Origin of the sequence: Methylobacterium sp. Leaf108, assembly GCF_001423265.1 — a bacterium.
GTDB lineage: Bacteria > Pseudomonadota > Alphaproteobacteria > Rhizobiales > Beijerinckiaceae > Methylobacterium.
The window spans coordinates 355,810-370,723 of record NZ_LMND01000030.1 but is presented as its reverse complement, the minus strand read 5'-3'; the positions used below and the strand labels follow the sequence as shown (position 1 = coordinate 370,723).

At 70.3% G+C, this 14,914-nt stretch carries 15 protein-coding genes; 3 read left to right on the top strand and 12 right to left on the bottom strand.

The window, feature by feature from the left end; all coding sequences use genetic code 11:
- Positions 1-12: 12 nt before the first annotated feature.
- Complete coding sequence (locus tag ASF39_RS14540; RefSeq protein ID WP_056285031.1) at positions 13-1,188, bottom strand: ceramide glucosyltransferase; 1,176 nt, start codon at positions 1,186-1,188, stop codon at positions 13-15.
- Positions 1,189-1,312: 124 nt separating this feature from the next.
- Between ASF39_RS14540 and ASF39_RS14535 the strand changes: the two genes are divergently transcribed.
- Together ASF39_RS14535 and ASF39_RS14530 are read left to right on the top strand one after the other, a co-directional pair.
- Positions 1,313-2,257, top strand: coding sequence for an NAD(P)-binding protein (locus tag ASF39_RS14535; protein ID WP_244472415.1), 945 nt, complete (start codon positions 1,313-1,315; stop codon positions 2,255-2,257).
- The gene (locus tag ASF39_RS14530) at positions 2,257-3,156 is read left to right on the top strand and encodes a histone deacetylase (RefSeq protein WP_056285027.1); all 900 of its coding nucleotides are present in this window, start codon (positions 2,257-2,259) and stop codon (positions 3,154-3,156) included. The genes ASF39_RS14535 and ASF39_RS14530 overlap by 1 nt, the downstream gene beginning before the upstream one ends.
- A 24-nt stretch (positions 3,157-3,180) precedes the next feature.
- On the opposite strand, the gene ASF39_RS14525 is transcribed toward ASF39_RS14530, so the two are convergent.
- The 11 genes from ASF39_RS14525 to ASF39_RS14475 form a co-directional block, all read right to left on the bottom strand.
- The gene (locus tag ASF39_RS14525) at positions 3,181-3,384 is read right to left on the bottom strand and encodes a hypothetical protein (RefSeq protein WP_056285024.1); all 204 of its coding nucleotides are present in this window, start codon (positions 3,382-3,384) and stop codon (positions 3,181-3,183) included.
- Between the two features lie 82 nt (positions 3,385-3,466).
- Positions 3,467-4,486: a formate dehydrogenase subunit gamma gene (locus tag ASF39_RS14520; RefSeq protein WP_055883680.1), complete on the bottom strand. Its 1,020-nt coding sequence runs from the start codon at positions 4,484-4,486 to the stop codon at positions 3,467-3,469.
- Positions 4,487-4,532: 46 nt separating this feature from the next.
- Positions 4,533-5,129 carry a formate dehydrogenase FDH3 subunit beta gene (gene fdh3B, locus ASF39_RS14515; RefSeq protein ID WP_055883683.1) on the bottom strand — a complete coding sequence of 199 codons (597 nt, stop codon included), beginning with the start codon at positions 5,127-5,129 and terminating at the stop codon, positions 4,533-4,535.
- 12 nt (positions 5,130-5,141) lie between these two features.
- Complete coding sequence (locus ASF39_RS14510) at positions 5,142-8,075, bottom strand: formate dehydrogenase subunit alpha (protein ID WP_056285021.1); 2,934 nt, start codon at positions 8,073-8,075, stop codon at positions 5,142-5,144.
- An 8-nt stretch (positions 8,076-8,083) separates the two neighbouring features.
- A complete protein-coding gene (locus tag ASF39_RS14505) occupies positions 8,084-8,305 on the bottom strand; it encodes a hypothetical protein (RefSeq protein WP_055883688.1) in 222 nt (73 codons plus the stop codon).
- Positions 8,306-8,349: 44 nt separating this feature from the next.
- Positions 8,350-9,018: a molecular chaperone TorD family protein gene (locus ASF39_RS14500; RefSeq protein ID WP_082494583.1), complete on the bottom strand. Its 669-nt coding sequence runs from the start codon at positions 9,016-9,018 to the stop codon at positions 8,350-8,352.
- A gap of 97 nt (positions 9,019-9,115) precedes the next feature.
- Positions 9,116-9,847 (bottom strand): DUF3306 domain-containing protein, encoded by a 732-nt coding sequence (locus ASF39_RS21915; RefSeq protein ID WP_056285018.1) that lies wholly within the window; start codon positions 9,845-9,847, stop codon positions 9,116-9,118.
- Entirely contained in the window at positions 9,847-10,386 is a 540-nt protein-coding gene (locus ASF39_RS14490; protein WP_156648500.1) for a DUF3305 domain-containing protein, read from the bottom strand. The genes ASF39_RS21915 and ASF39_RS14490 overlap by 1 nt, the downstream gene beginning before the upstream one ends.
- Positions 10,383-11,393, bottom strand: a complete 1,011-nt coding sequence (locus ASF39_RS14485) for a DUF6352 family protein (protein WP_056285013.1) — start codon at positions 11,391-11,393, stop codon at positions 10,383-10,385. The genes ASF39_RS14490 and ASF39_RS14485 overlap by 4 nt, the downstream gene beginning before the upstream one ends.
- A complete protein-coding gene (locus ASF39_RS14480) occupies positions 11,390-11,953 on the bottom strand; it encodes a DUF6505 family protein (protein ID WP_056285010.1) in 564 nt (187 codons plus the stop codon). The genes ASF39_RS14485 and ASF39_RS14480 overlap by 4 nt, the downstream gene beginning before the upstream one ends.
- Positions 11,950-12,690, bottom strand: a complete 741-nt coding sequence (locus tag ASF39_RS14475) for a biotin/lipoate--protein ligase family protein (protein ID WP_056285007.1) — start codon at positions 12,688-12,690, stop codon at positions 11,950-11,952. Before ASF39_RS14475 ends, ASF39_RS14480 begins: the two co-directional genes overlap by 4 nt.
- 172 nt (positions 12,691-12,862) lie before the next feature.
- On the opposite strand from ASF39_RS14475, the gene ASF39_RS14470 reads away from it, so the two are divergent.
- Positions 12,863-14,905, top strand: a complete 2,043-nt coding sequence (locus ASF39_RS14470; protein WP_056285004.1) for a 4Fe-4S binding protein — start codon at positions 12,863-12,865, stop codon at positions 14,903-14,905.
- Positions 14,906-14,914: the final 9 nt, after the last annotated feature.

Genomic DNA, 14,914 nt, shown 5'->3' with positions numbered 1-14,914 from the left:
ATCAACGGGGCGTCAGGCGGCGCTCTCGCCCGCGCGCAGGCGGCCCGGCTCCTTGGCGCGGATGTCCATGGTGTTGCCGCGCCAGACGATGGCGCTCTGCATCCAGGCGCTGGCCCAGATCGCCGGGAATACCGCATCGCGCACGAGGAAGGCGAGGATCGTCCGCGGCCGGCGATACCAGCCCGCACGGGCGGCGAGGGCGTACTCGCCGGCATACCAGGCCGCCGCCATGCCGAGGACCGCACCGGCCACCTCGGGCGTCGGCACGATGGCGACGGCGAGGGTGAACGGCAGCAGCGGCCCGGTGCCGATCTCCGGGGCGAAGAACAGCGGGAAGGTGACACGCCGCAGCCGCGCCCAGCGCTGCTGGCGCGACCAGATCTCCCCGAAGGACCGCCGCCCGAGGGGCTGCTCGAACGGCGAGGCGACGAGGTGGACCCGCTTTCCGGCCGCGCGCACGAGCTTGGTCGCCGCGGCGTCCTCGGCGATCTCGGCCGCCAGTGCCCGGATGCCGCCGTGGGCCTCCAGGAACGGCTTGTTCCACAGCATGCTCTTGCCCTGGGCGAAGCCGAGACCGACGCTCTCGCCGGCATATTGCCAGCGCGCCTGCAGAGTGTTGAGGAAGGCGCATTCGAGCTCGGCGCAGAATCCGTGCGGCCGCGCCCCCACCGGGGTCGAGCAGACGAGGCCGGTGTCCTCCCGCCAGGAGGCCTGGAGCCGCTGCAGGTAGTCCGGCGGCATCAGCACGTTGGAATCGGCCAGCACCACCCACTCGTGCCGGGCCGCCTCCCAGCCGCGCACGCAGTTGTTGAGCTTGGGGTTGTCGCTCACCCGCTCGTCGCCGACGAAGAGCCGGGACGGTACCCGCGGATGGGCCGCCATCAGGCGATGCAGCAGCGGCACGATCGGATCGTCGGCATCGGCGACGCAGAAGATCAGCTCGTAATCGGGATAGTCGAGCTTGAACCCGCGCGTCAGCATCTCCTCGCTGAAGGCCTCGATCCCGCAGACGGGCCGCACCAGGGAAACCGGCGCTCCGACCGGGAAGGTCGAACGCCCGTCGGATCGGCCGAGGCGCCGGGCCGCCATCGCAAGGCTGACGAGGTTGACGAGGGTGAGCAGCGCACACAGCGACAGGGCGACGACCATGCCGATCTCGACCTCGCCGGCCTCGACACTGCCCGTCATCGCCGTCTCCTCCTCCGGCAGGGATCGCCGGTGAGGCGCCGTACCACTGGCGAGGGGGCCTAACAGCCGGCCTGTTTCAACCGTATGACAAAGGCCGCGGCGGCGGTCGGAGGCGGGGATGGGAATGCGCGTGGCGGTCCTGGGGGCCGGGATCTCCGGCGCGGCTGCGGCGCGGGCCCTGACCCGGGCCGGCTTCACCGTCGTCGTCCTCGACAAGGGCCGCGGGGTCGGGGGACGGATGGCGACCCGGCGGGTGGCTGACAGCGACCTCTCGTTCGATCACGGCGCCCAGTTCCTGCGCGCCCGCGGTCCGGCTTTCCGGGCGCAGGTGGCGGACTGGCTGGCGCGCGGTGTCGTCGCCCCCTGGGGCGGGCACGACCGCTACGTCGGGACCCCCGCCATGACGGCGCCGGTGCGCGACCTCCTTGTCGGTCTCGACGTCCGCACCGGAGTCACGGTGACGTCGTTGGTTCGCGAACCCGCGGGCTGGCGCGTGTCGGTCGCCGAAGGCGCCGTCGCGGAAACCTTCTCGGCCGTGGCGATCGGATTTCCATCCGTCCAGACGACGCGCCTCATCGACGCAAGCGGTCTCACCCTCACCGGGCCGGAGTCGGCGGCCTACGCGCCGTGCTGGTCCCTGATGGTCGCCCTCGACGGCCCGGCACCGTTTCCCGAGGCCGATCGCCGTTTTGCCGAGGGTGCCATCGCCGCCATCGTCCGCGAGGAGTCGCGCCCCGGGCGGGCGGCGGGTACGCGCCTCCTGGTCCATGCCGGTCCCGAGTGGTCGCGCCGGCACCTGGAGGAGACCCGAGAGTCCGTGACCGGGCGGCTGCTCGACGCGCTGGCCGAGCGCCTCGGCAGGCCGCTCACGCCCACCCATGCGAGCGCCCATCGCTGGCGCTACGCCCTCGTGGAGACCGCGATCGGGCAGGACTGCCTCTACGACCCCACGCTGCGCCTCGGCGCCTGCGGCGACTGGTGCCTCGGGCCGCGCATCGAGGCGGCCTTCGACAGCGGATCGGCGTTGGCCGCGCGCATCGTCGCGGACCTGACGGACCCGGCGGCCTGATGCCGCCTCCCATCGTGTTCCATCCCGCCTACGAGGCGGTCCTGCCGCCCGGTCACCGTTTTCCGATGCGCAAGTACGGACGCTTCGCCGAGGTGCTGACCGCGAAGGGCCTCGTCCCGAACGGATTCGTCCGCCCGGAACCGGCCGGCCCCGACCTCCTCGCGCTGGCCCACGAGCGAGCCTATGTCGAGGCCGCCCTCGGCCTTCGCCTGCCTCCGGCCGTCGAACGGGAGATCGGATTGCCGGTGGATGCCGGCGTCGTCGCCCGTGCCTGCGCGTCGGCGGGGGGAACGCTCGCCGCCGCGCGGCTCGCGCTCGCGGGCGGGCTCGCCGGCAGCGCCGCCGGCGGCAGCCATCACGCCCGCCGCGAGAGCGGGGCGGGCTTCTGCGTGTTCAACGACGTGGCGGTGGCGGCCCGCGCCCTCCAGGCGGACGGATCGATCGCGCGGGCGTTGGTCGTGGACCTCGACGTGCACCAGGGCGACGGCACGGCCGACTGCCTCGGCCGCTCGCCGGACCTGTTCACCCTCTCCGTGCACGGGGAGAAGAACTACCCGACCCGCAAGATTGCCGGCGACCGCGATATCGGACTCCCGGACGGCATCGACGATGCCGGCTACCTGTCGGTCCTGGCGGGCTGCTTGCCGGACCTCCTCGACCGGCTCGCCCCCGACCTCGTGTTCTACAACGCAGGCGTCGATCCGCACCGGGACGACCGCCTCGGTCGTCTCTCGCTCAGCGACGAGGGACTGGCCCGCCGCGACGGTTATGTCGTTCGAGAGGTTCGGCGGCGCCGTATCCCGCTCGTCGCCGTCATCGGCGGCGGCTACACCACCGACATCGATGCCCTCGCCGGACGCCACGCCCTCGTGTTCGAGGCGATGGCCGCGGCATCGTGACGGACGCGCGCGGCGCCGCTCGGATCAGGCGCCGTGGGGCTTGTGACCCGACGGCATCGGGATGTCGCCGGACCACTGGGGACCGACGAGGTTCGTACCGGGATGCGAGACGCGCGCACCGGACGTGGAGAACGCCTGGTAGGCGAGCACCCGGTTGCTATCCATGACGTAGGCGGCCGCCAGGCCCAAACCGATCGCGGCGATCACGGCCACGGCAAACGCTTTCATGTCACCCTCTCTCACCGAACCGGGCCGGGGCCGGGCTCGCATAGCCTGCTCGCGGCCGGGGCGGAACGCCCCGGCACGCCGTCTATTCGGCGGGGACCGGACGCACCGGCCGGCGCGTACCGTGGTCGACCTTGCCAATTTCCTTCTCGACCCAGAGGTCGTGGTGCGACCGGGCCCAGCCGAGATCGACCTTGCCGCTGCCCATCGCATCGTAGGCGCCCTCCATGCCGACGCTGCCGATGTAGATGTGGGCCAGGATGCCGGCGATGAAGACGACGCCGATCAGCGAGTGGACCACCTGCATCACCTGCATGCCGGTGATGTCCGTGAGCACGAAGGGGAAGATCATCATCAGGCCGGTCACGCTCATCGCCGTGCCGAAGCCCACCACCATCCAGAACACCATCTTCTGGCCGGCGTTGAACCGTTCGGCGTGGGGATGGCCGTTACCGATGAGGCCGCCGCCGGCTTTGATCCAGTGCCAGTCGATCCGGTTGGGGATGTTGTCCTTCAGCCAGACCACGAACATCAGCGCGATGCCGAGCATGAAGGGCCAGGCGAGATAGATGTGCGCGTATTTCGCGTATTGCGACACCACCGCGAAGGCGTCCGGCCCGATCACCGGGGCGAGCAAACGCTTGCCGAAGATGTAGTTCAGGCCCGACAGGGACAGGATGATGAAGCAGCTCGACGTCATCCAGTGCGTCACCCGCTCGAAGGTGCCGAAGCGCAGGATCTTCTTGCCGGAATCGGGGCCCCGCTCGAGCTTGATCCGGCCTCGCCAGAGGTAGAAGCCGGCGAGCAGGGCGATGGCCCCCAGCACGGCGAGGCCGCCGATCCAGGGCAGCCAGCTCTCGCGGAACGCACGGTAGTCTCGACCCTGGGGCTGGATCAGGCTCGCGGCCTTGCCGTCGGGGATCGTGACGCGGCCGACGATTTTGGGGTCCTGCTTGAACAGGAACTCCTCGTTGACCGAATCCGCCGTCGGGTTCTGCCCGGTCGGGTTGAGGCCGTCCTTCGTCTGCTGCGCCATCGCCGGCGCGGACGCGGCGAGGGCTGCAGCCACGACGATCGTCCTGAAAAGCGTCAATCCCCGCCGCATCGGCGTTCCCCTCTCGACTGTTGGCCCGCTCGGGCTCGTTTCGCGATCAGATCGCCACGGTCTCGCGGTAGGCGGTCTTCCAGCCCCAGGCACCCGAGCCGTAGCCGCGCTTGATCACCCGCTCCTTGTAGATCTGGGCGATCATCTCGCCATCGCCGGCAAGCAGGGCCTTGGTCGAGCACATCTCGGCGCAGAGCGGCAGCTTGCCTTCGGCAAGCCGGTTGGAGCCGTACTTCTCGTATTCGATCGTCGAGAAATCCGCTTCCGGGCCGCCGGCGCAATAGGTGCACTTGTCCATCTTGCCGCGCGAACCGAAGTTGCCGACCCGCGGATACTGCGGCGCGCCGAACGGGCAGGCGTAGAAGCAATACCCGCAGCCGATGCACAGGTCCTTGGAGTGCAACACCACAGCATCGGCCGTGGTGTAGAAGCAGTTCACCGGGCAGACGGCGGCGCAGGGTGCGTCGGTGCAATGCATGCACGCCATGGAGACCGAGCGTTCGCCCGGCTTGCCGTCGTTCAGGGTGACGACGCGGCGACGGTTGATGCCCCAGGGCACCTCGTGCTCGTTCTTGCAGGCCGTGACGCAGGCGTTGCACTCGATGCAGCGGTCCGCATCACACAGGAATTTCATGCGAGCCATAGTGGTCTCTCCTCACGCGGCCCGGATCTGACACAGGGTACACTTCGTTTCCTGCATGCCCGTCACAGGATCGTAGCCATAGGTCGTGCCGTTGTTCGAGCTCTCGCCGAGCACGACCGGATCGGTCCCGGTGGGGTAGAACCGGCGCATGTCCTCGCCCTGGTACCACCCGGAGAAGTGGAACGGCATGAAGGCCACGCCCTTGCCGACGCGGTCGGTTACCAGGGCCTTCATCTTCGACTTGACACCGTTTTCGGGCCCCGTGACCCAGACGAACTGACCGTCCTTGATCCCGCGATCGGCGGCATCGGTGGTGTTCACCTCGACGAACATGTCCTGCTGCAGTTCGGCCAGCCACGGGTTCGACCGGGTTTCCTCGCCGCCGCCCTCGTATTCCACGAGGCGCCCGGAGGTGAGGATGATCGGGAAGTCCTTGGCGATGTTCTTGTCCACCGCCGCCTTCTGCACCGAGAAGCCTATGTTGGGCATGCGCAGCTGGCGCTCGTCGGGACGGGTCGGGTACTTCGCCACCAGGTCGGGACGCGGCGTGTAGATCGGCTCGCGGTGGACGGGCACCGGGTCGGGCAGGTTCCAGGCGTTCGCCCGTGCCTTGCCGTTTCCGTAGGGCGTCACGCCGTGGTCGAGGCAGACCCGCTGGATGCCGCCCGAGAGATCGGTGGCCCAGCTCACGGCATCGATGTTGGCACCACCCGTCTTGGTGATGCTCGCCATCTCCGCCGCCGTCAGGTCCTTGTCCCAGCCGAGCTTCTTGAACACGGCCATCGTGAACTCGGGGTAGCCGTCCGTCAGGTCGGAGCCTTTCGCGAACGAATCCTCGGCCAGCAGGGTCTGGCCGTTGCGCTCCACGCCGAAGCGTGCGCGGAACGTGCCGCCGCCTTCCTTGATGTGGAGGTTGGTGTTGTAGAGGATGTGCGTGCCCGGGTGCTTGAGCTCGGGCTTGCCCCAGCACGGCCAGGGCAGGCCGTAGTAGTCGCCGCCGACCTCCGGGTCGTCCTTGGGCGCGCGCAGGGTGACGAGATCGAACTTGTGCTGGTTGCGCATGTGCGCCTTCAGCCGCTCGGGGCTCTGGCCGCAATAGCCCGTCGACCATCCGCCGCGGTTGATCTCGCGCAGGATGTCTTCGGCGACCGGAGCGTCGTTCTCGACCTTGATGTTCTTGAACATCTTGTCGGCGAAACCGAGCTTCTTCGACAGGAGGTAGATCACCTCGTAGTCGCTCTTCGACTCGAAGGCGGGCTTCACGATCTGCTCGCCCCACTGGATCGAGCGGTTCGAGGCGGTGCGGCTGCCGTCCATCTCCAGGGAGGTGCAGATCGGCAGCAGGTATGTGTTCTCCTTGCGGGCGTTCAGGGCCGCGAAGGTGGTGGGGTGCGGATCGGCCACGACCAGGAGGTCGAGCTTGGTCAGGCCCTCGATCGCCTCGGGCAGGCGGGTGACGGTGTTGCCGCCGTGGCCGAACACCATCATCGCCTTGATGGTGCTGCGCTGGTCGATCTGCTCTTCGGGGAGGTTGACGCCGTCGAACCACCGGGTCGAGGTCATGCCCGGTGTTTCCATGCTGTCCTTGCGGGTCTTGGCCTTGCGGCCGCCCTTGGCGGGGACTTCATCGAAACGGGACTGCAGCCAGTCGTATTCCACGTCCCAAACGCGGGCCCAGTGCTTCCAGGCGCCCTCGACGAGGCCGTAGTAGAGCGGCAGCGTCGTGACATCGAGGCCGAGATCGGTGGCGCCCTGCACGTTGGTATGGCCGCGGAAGATGTTCGCGCCGGTCCCCGGCTTGCCGATGTTGCCGGTGGCCAGGCACAGGATGCACAGCGCCCGCACGTTGGCGGTGCCCACCGTGTGCTGGGTGGCGCCCATGCACCAGATCAGCGTCGAGGGCTTCTCGGTGGCGAACATCTTGGCGACGCGCTTGAGCTGCTCGCCGGGCACGCCGGAGACCCGCTCGACCTCGTCGGGCGTCCATTTGGCGACCTCCTTGCGGACGTCCTCCATGGCGTAGACGCGCTGGCGGATGAATTCCTTGTCCTCCCAGCCGTTCTCGAACACGTGCCAGAGGATACCCCAGACCACCGGGATGTCGGTGCCCGAGCGGATGCGCACGTAGTCGGTGGCGTGCGCGGCCGTGCGGGTGAAGCGCGGATCGATGACGATCATGTTGGCGCGGTTGATCTCCTTGCCCGACAGCACGTGCTGCATGGAGATCGGGTGCGCCTCGGCCGGGTTGCCGCCGAGGATGATCATGGTCTTGGCGTTGCGGATGTCGTTGTAGGAATTGGTCTGGGCGCCGTAGCCCCAGGTGTTGGCGACGCCCGCCACCGTGGTCGAGTGGCAGATGCGGGCCTGGTGGTCGACCGAGTTGGTGCCGGCGAAGGCGCCGAGCTTGCGGAAGATGTAGGCCGCCTCGTTGGTGAACTTGGCCGAGCCGAGCCAGTAGACGGAATCCGATCCGTGGGTCTCGCGCAGGGCGGTGACCTTGTCGCCGATCTCGTCGATCGCCTGCTGCCAGGAGATGCGGGTCCACTCGCCGTTGACGATCTTCATCGGGTACTTGAGTCGGCGGTCGCTCGACACAAGTTCGCGAAGGGCCGCGCCCTTGGCGCAATGGGTCCCGCGGTTGATCGGGCTGGCATAGGACGGCTCCTGGCCGACCCAGACGCCGTTGACCACCTCGGCCGTCACCGTGCAGCCCACCGAGCAGTGGGTGCAGATGTTCTTCTTGATCGCCACCTCGGGGCCGCTCACCGACGAGCCGGCGGCCTGTGCCTTGCGCACGGCGCCGAGCTGGAGCGAGCCGGCCGCGGCGAGGCCGCCGGCGACGAGGCCGGAGCGGCGCAGGAAGGTGCGGCGATCGACGGCGGCGGGGGCGGCGGAGAGTTCGGGTCGTGCGCGGCCCTGGCCGCCGGTCTTGCGCTTGATCAGCATGGCGCCCTCTACTTCTTCAATGTCTCGTAGCCGTTGGTCCGGTAGAAGGCCTTGACCTCGTCGCTCTCGCGATAGCGGGCCTTGGTCTCCTCCGTCCCCGGGTCGTAGGCCTGGGCGGGCGTGGCCATCATCGGCTGGCCGACGGCCGCGGCGGCGACCGCGACGGAGCCACCGCCGAGGGCCCGGAAGAACTGGCGGCGCCCGAGCGCGCCCTTGCGGTCTTCGTCCATGTCCGTCGCTCCAAAATCCATCCGGTCGGGCACGCGTGACGGGGTCACGACGCGCCGTCGAGGCCGAAGGCCTCCGCTTCGATGTCGATGTAGGCGGCGCCGAGGGTGCCCACGGCGCGGTAGAAACGCGACGCCTGCGCCTGCGCGACGTCGCGGAAGAAGCGGGCCGCCCACGGTTCGACGTGGCGGGCGAAGAAGTCCCGGTCCGCACCGGCCTCGTCACCGAGCCGTCCGCCGCACAGGCCCGCCATGATCTCCATCACGATGGCGATGTGGTCCTCGGGCTCGCTCATGCCCCCGGTCGGCTCGACGCCGAGGCGACGGAGATCCTCGCGCAGGCGGGCGAGCGGCCGCTCGTTCAGGAACCCGGTGAGGTAGTAGGACGCGAAGGGGACGAGTTCCCCGCGCCCGACGCCGACGAAGAGATCGAAATACTCGCGCTGAACGGCCCTGAGGTCGGCGTCTCCCGCCGCCTTGGCGAGATCCGTCACCGCACGCCCGAGGGGCGTCGCGTCGCCCCGCAGGCCGGCGAGCGCCGAGAGCAGGTCGGGAGACGGAGAGCGCCCGAGCAACACGGCGAGGAGGTCGTACTGATCGGCGCGGGACCGATCGATCTCGTCGATCACCGGGCTCACGTCGCCGATGACGCCGAACGCGGCATCACGGCCGGCGACGTCGCCCACCCTGTCCTGCACCGTGTCACCCGAACGCATGTCCGTCCCCGCGCCTCGGCCGTACCCGCCGATGCCGCCCTTGTATGCAGGCCATCTTAATGCCGTTTGAGACGCCCGCAATCTAGTTTTTAATGGATCAAATCGGCAAAGCGCCGCCATGGCGCCGCAGCCGGGCCTGGGACGGGCCTTTTTCCCGCTCGGGCTCCCGCTGGGAGGCGAGCTCGGGCCCCGGACACTCCGGCTCCATCGCGGGCGGCGGCGCGGGAGGCGCGATCGCCGCCGGGGTCGTTTGCACGGGCGCGTCCGTATCCACCGGCGATACCGCGTCTGCGTCTGCGTCTGCGTCGTTCGTGAGAGCCTCGGCTTCGGCCTCGACCTCCACCTCGACGCGGGGCTTAGACCCCGCGAAGATCTGTCGGACCATCCCGGCAATGTCGTCGGTCGGCAGCATCGGCCCGGTGCCCGGCACCGCGCCGGGGATGTGCCAGTCGAAGGCGTATTCGCGCGCCTCGCCGAGGTAGTCGCGGATGCCGGGATCGAGGGACCACATCCGGCGCATCGCCGCGTTGCGCAGGACCTGCGGCACCCCGGCCTTGAGGAACGGCGCGAGGTCGGAGTCGGCGGTCAGCGAATCGAGGGACGGCAGCGCGGCGACGGCGTCTTCGTCGATGCCGGCCATGTCGCCCATGTCACCAATGCCGGCATGGGCCTCGTCATCGGCAGATGCCGCGGCAAGCGGTTCGTCTCCCGGCCCGGGCGGCGCCTCGCGCTCCGACGAGTCGGGCGTCGGGAGCTCGGGCGGCGCCTCCTCGCGCACGATCTCGCGCTTGCGGCGGGACCAGCGCGACAGGAAATCGTCCCCGGCCATCAGGTGTCTCCCTTGCGACGGCGCCCGGTGTCCTGGCGGGCCAGGGCCTCCGGGTCGGCGCGGTCGCGCTTGCGCTTGTGGAACACCCGCTCGACGTGGAAGGCCTCGAAGAACTGTGCGAGCTTGGCCTGGATCTCGGCCGGCATCGGCACGGCCTCGACCACTTCGCCGATACCCTCGGCCATGGATTCTCCCTCGTAGGGGTCGGCCGTGACGGCCGCGACCTCGTAGGAATCCTCTGCCACCTGCCGCAGCGCCACCCACAGCGAGGGGCGGCCGGAAACGAGGTTGTCCCGGTAGTGCGAGGTCTCGCTCGGGTGCAGGGCGACCTCGTAGGCGCCGGCATAGAAGGTCTCCTCCTCCTCGCTCACCGCCAGCCGGGTCCAGGGGGCGGTGGCGGGGATCGCCGGCAGGGCGGCCACGGGGAGCCAGGCATGGCTCGCCCAGATGCCCTTCAGCTTGCGCCGGACCACGATGATGCCGACCGCGAAGCGGTGTTCGGGCGAACCGGCGGATTCCGGTGAAGCGGTCTCCATCATAGGACCTCGGCGGGTTGGATGAGGGGCAGGCCGGCGACGAGGTTCTGCGGCTTGAGGGTCAACCGCCCGTCGCCGCCCATCGCCAGGATCAGGTAGACCGGCCGGTCGCCGACCTGGGGGTCGACCCGGGCGGCGTCCTCGAAGACGAGGCTGAACAGGGCGAGCACCCGGCGGCCGGTCTCGGCGTCGAGGGCCTGCCCGTTCCACAGGGCGTTGCCGATCCGGGTGGCCTCGGCGTCGAGGCCGACGAACCAGCGCCAGTCGGCATCCTCCATCGTCGGAATCGGCGATACCGTCACGCCCGCATGGAGGAGATGGCCGATCCAGGCCTCGATGGCGCGGGCGAGGCCGTCGCGGCTCCGAGGGTTGGTGCCGAGATCGAGCGCCATGGTGAAGGCGTCCGACCGGCTCCAGTAGGTCCAGGCGTTGTCGTCGACCATGACGTCGAGCTCGTTCGCCGGCTCCTTGCCGAGCATCGCCACCAGCGGCGAGGCGGCATTGGTGCTCTCGCGCGCCTCGATCACCTCGGCATCGGCCAGGAGAACCCGGCCCTCGTGCAGCGAGACCTTCTGCGGCCGGAAGAACAGCTCGGCCGCCCTCAGGACGTAGGGGTCCTCGCAGCCGTCGAGGGCGTTGCGAAGGATGAGGTGGACGAGCTGATTGAGGAAGATCGGCGGCGTGCCGCGCAGGCCGTTGCGCACGAGATCGAGGTAGGCGGCCTCCACGGAGCGCGCCGCCAGGAGCCGGTCGCGGAAGGCGAGCATCATCTCCCAGTTCTCGCGGGCGTCGGCATCGGCCATCGCGGCCACCGCCCGGGGAGGAACCGCGAGACGCGGCGCTTCCATCAGCTTGGCGTGAAGGTCGCGCTCGGCCTCGCAGGCCTCTTCCGGGGGCAGGAGTTCGGGACGCGCGAGATAGGCGAGCAGCAGTGCGTCGGTGACGGCGAGCCCGCCGCCCTCCGTCCGTCCGGCCAGGTGATGGCCGCTGGAGACCCAGAACTCGGTCATCGTGCAGGATTCTCCATCAGCCCGATCAGGTCGGCGACCTCCTCGGGCTCGTCGTCGGTCTCGACGAAGGTGAACGCACGGGCGTGCGCGTGCATCCGGTCGGCACCGGGCAGGCCCGGCGGCCGGGCGTTGAGGGTGCGGAACCGCTCGCGGATCCCGCCGTCCTCGCTGGTGCGATGCAGGGCGAGCACCGTACCGACGGCGGGTGCGCACAGGGAGGCGGCGGTCTCGATCTCCTCGCGGGCCGCCGCCTCGGCGGTCCCGAGGTCGGGGGCACCGAGGGTGTCGTGGATGTGCCGCGCCAGCGCCGAGACCGCCGCGTCGCGCTCGCCCTCCGTGGCCTCGGACACCACGACCAGGGTCGAGAACCCCAGCGACGCGACGCCGACGAAGCCGGAGCGGAAGGCCGCCCGCGCCTTCGGTGCCAGCGTCTCGGGGGCGACGTCGAAGAACAGGAACGAGCCGGTGACCGCCCATTCGCCGGGTTCGGCCGGACGCTCGAAGACGAAGGTGTCGGAGGGGTCGAGCCGCAGGGTGCGCGGCAGTTTGAGACCGCTCACAGGCGCACCCGGCCCGTCGCCGGATCGAGCCAGGCCGGCACCGCCAGAGCGGGCATCAGTGGCCGGATCGTTCCGTCCGACAGGTCGCCGGTCTCGGTCAGCGCGAGTCGCACGTCCCCCTTTCCGGCCGGCAGATGAGCGAGGTAGCGACGCCCCACCGCATCGAACCCGTCCTCGGCCCAGACCTCGAAGGTCTTCATGAGGTTGCGCGCAAAGCCCTCCACCAGGCTCTCCTGGTCGTCGTGGCCGAACCCCTGCTCGTCCAGGGAGGTCGAGGCCGGGGTCAGGCCCGGGTCGCCGGCATAGGCCTTGGACACGATCAGCATGCCGGAGACCACCAGCCAATCGGGCACCTCGTCCTCGCCGCAGCCCGGCGGCCAGGCGAGGCGGCCACCGCCGATGCGGGCGCCGTCGAACAGCAGGGTGTCGGGCCAGGCGATCTCCACGGGCATCTCGGGCGGCGCATGGGCGCCCACCGCCGCCGCCAGGGCGACCATGCCGGCAAGGAACGCCCTGCGCGCCGTGCGCAGGGGCTCCTCCGGCACCAGCACCACGGCGATGTCGAAGGTCTCGGCCGGGCCGGCCCAGACCAGCGGCGCGGCCCCGTCCGGCATGTCGGCGGCGATGCGGCAGGCATGGGCGAATGCGCCGTCGGAATCGAACGGCAGCACCACCGGCGAAAACGCCGGCGGGAGCGCGAGCCGGCGCCCCCTCTGCGTGTCGGGAGGGATCGTCATGTCGTGCCCGTCATCGGTCCGGCGCCCTCGATATCCCTGCGCCAACGGGCCGGGTCCCTTCTTTCGAACGGTTCGAGTATAAGGCGCCGATACGGGAACGCGAAGGGCCGCCGCCCGCGCCCCTTCGGCATCCCCCTCGACCCGTTGTCCTCGCCGCCGAAAGCCTGTCCCCGTGTCCGACCGCGTCGTGTTCGCCTGTTCCTGCGAGGGTACCGTCCCCCTCGATGCCGCCGCCATCGCTCCGGCCTGCGGCGGGCGCCTCGAGACGGCGACCGAGCTCTGCGGCCGCGAGATCGAGCGGCTGGTGGCCAGCCTCGAGTCGGGCGCCGAGGTGACGGTCTCCTGCAGCATGCAGGCGCCGCTCTTTTCCGAACACGCGGCCGAGATCGGGGCCGAGGATCGCCTGACCTGCATCGACATCCGCGAGAGCGCCGGCTGGTCCTCGCAAGGGGCCGCCGCCGGCCCCAAGATCGCTGCGCTCCTGGCCTCGGCCGCCGAGGTCGCCGCCGCGCCGCAGATCCTCACCATGGAGAGCCAGGGCGTCGTCCTGGTCTACGGCCGCGACGAGGTCGCGGTGGAGGCCGGACGAAGGCTCGCGGACCACCTCGACGTCACGGTGCTGCTGAGCCGGCCCGGCGACGTCGCCCCGCCGCGGCGCAACGACTTTCCCGTCCTGAAGGGCACCATCGCCGGCGCCTCGGGACACCTCGGGGCGTTCTCGCTGCGGATCGACGACTACGCCGTCCCCTCCCCCGCCTCGCGCGGCTCGCTGCTGTTCGACGAGGCGCGCGACGGGGCGACATCGACCTGCGATCTCGTCCTCGATCTCACCGGCGGAACGCCGCTGTTCCCGGCCCACGACCTCAGGAGCGGCTACGTCCGCGCCGACCCGCGCGATCCCGCCGCCGTGGAGGCGGCCCTGTTCTCGGTCTCGCACCTCGTCGGCACCTTCGAGAAGAGCCGGTTCATCGATTTCCACGCCGAACTGTGCGCGCATTCGCGTTCGCGCATCACCGGCTGCACCCGCTGCCTCGACGTGTGCCCGACCGGTGCCATCGCGCCGGCTGGAGAGCACGTGGCGATCGACCCCCATGTCTGTGCCGGCTGCGGCTCCTGCGCCTCGGTCTGCCCCACGGGGGCCGCCGCCTACACCCTTCCCGCCGCCGACGCCCTGATGCGCCGGTTGCGCACCCTGATGCGGGCCTATCACGCGGCCGGCGGCCGCGACGGCGTGGTGCTGTTCCACGACGACGAGCACGGTACGCCGCTGATCCAGGCGCTGGCTCGCTACGGCGACGGCCTGCCGGCGAACGTGCTGCCTGTCGCCGTCAACGAACTGACCCAGATCGGCCCCGAGGCGGTGGCGGCGCTGTTCGCCTACGGCGCCGTCGGCGTCCGGCTGCTGGTGCGTGCCAAGCCCCGGCACGATATCGAGACGGTCCACCGCCTCGCCGCGCTCACCGATACCGTTGTCCGGGCGCTCGGCTACGGCCCGGCGGGCGGCGGCACCGTGGTCGGCCTCATAGAGACGGACGATCCCGACGCCCTGTCGGCGGCGCTCGCGGCGATGCCGCTGGGAACGGCGGCACCCTCGCCCGCCGCCTTCATGCCGGTCGGCCCGAAACGCGACGTCCTTCGGTTCGCGTTCCGCGAATTGCACGTCGCCGCCCCCGCTCCGGTCGCGGTGGTGCCGCTGGCGGCGGACGCGCCGTTCGGTGGCCTCGACATCGATGTCGAGGGCTGCACGCTGTGCCTGTCCTGTGTGAGCGCGTGCCCCACCCATGCGCTGGGCGACAGCCAGGACCGGCCGCTGCTGGCCTTCGACGAGAGCCTGTGCGTGCAATGCGGCCTGTGCGCAGCGACCTGCCCGGAGCGGGTCATCACGCTCAAGCCGCAGATCGATTTCGAGGCCTGGGCCGCGCCGCGCCGCGTGGTGAAGGAGGAGAAGCCGTTCGACTGCGTCGCCTGCGGCAAGCCGTTCGGCACCCGCAGCACGATCGAGCGCGTCATGGCCAAACTCAAGGATCGGCACTGGATGTTCGCCGGCAGTGCGGGCGAGGAGCGCCTGCGCACGCTGATGATGTGCGACACCTGCCGGATCGAGGTCGCCACCAACACCGGCTTCGACCCGCATGCGGCGCCCGAGCGCCCCCGGCCCCGCACGAGCGAGGATTATCTGCGCGAGCGGGCCGAGCGCGGCGATCCCCTCGCCTGATCCGGAGCG

Excerpts from the sequence above, each read along its gene's own strand:
- ASF39_RS14540 (WP_056285031.1), bottom strand. The coding sequence starts at position 1,188 with ATGACGGGCAGTGTCGAGGCCGGCGAGGTCGAGATCGGCATGGTCGTC.
- ASF39_RS14490 (WP_156648500.1), bottom strand. The coding sequence starts at position 10,386 with ATGATGGAGACCGCTTCACCGGAATCCGCCGGTTCGCCCGAACACCGC.
- ASF39_RS14520 (WP_055883680.1), bottom strand. The coding sequence starts at position 4,486 with ATGCGGCGGGGATTGACGCTTTTCAGGACGATCGTCGTGGCTGCAGCC.
- ASF39_RS14500 (WP_082494583.1), bottom strand. The coding sequence starts at position 9,018 with ATGCGTTCGGGTGACACGGTGCAGGACAGGGTGGGCGACGTCGCCGGC.
- ASF39_RS14485 (WP_056285013.1), bottom strand. The coding sequence starts at position 11,393 with ATGACCGAGTTCTGGGTCTCCAGCGGCCATCACCTGGCCGGACGGACG.
- ASF39_RS14535 (WP_244472415.1), top strand. The coding sequence starts at position 1,313 with ATGCGCGTGGCGGTCCTGGGGGCCGGGATCTCCGGCGCGGCTGCGGCG.
- ASF39_RS21915 (WP_056285018.1), bottom strand. The coding sequence starts at position 9,847 with ATGGCCGGGGACGATTTCCTGTCGCGCTGGTCCCGCCGCAAGCGCGAG.
- fdh3B (WP_055883683.1), bottom strand. The coding sequence starts at position 5,129 with ATGGCTCGCATGAAATTCCTGTGTGATGCGGACCGCTGCATCGAGTGC.
- ASF39_RS14510 (WP_056285021.1), bottom strand. The coding sequence starts at position 8,075 with ATGCTGATCAAGCGCAAGACCGGCGGCCAGGGCCGCGCACGACCCGAA.
- ASF39_RS14505 (WP_055883688.1), bottom strand. The coding sequence starts at position 8,305 with ATGGACGAAGACCGCAAGGGCGCGCTCGGGCGCCGCCAGTTCTTCCGG.
- ASF39_RS14525 (WP_056285024.1), bottom strand. The coding sequence starts at position 3,384 with ATGAAAGCGTTTGCCGTGGCCGTGATCGCCGCGATCGGTTTGGGCCTG.
- ASF39_RS14530 (WP_056285027.1), top strand. The coding sequence starts at position 2,257 with ATGCCGCCTCCCATCGTGTTCCATCCCGCCTACGAGGCGGTCCTGCCG.
- ASF39_RS14475 (WP_056285007.1), bottom strand. The coding sequence starts at position 12,690 with ATGACGATCCCTCCCGACACGCAGAGGGGGCGCCGGCTCGCGCTCCCG.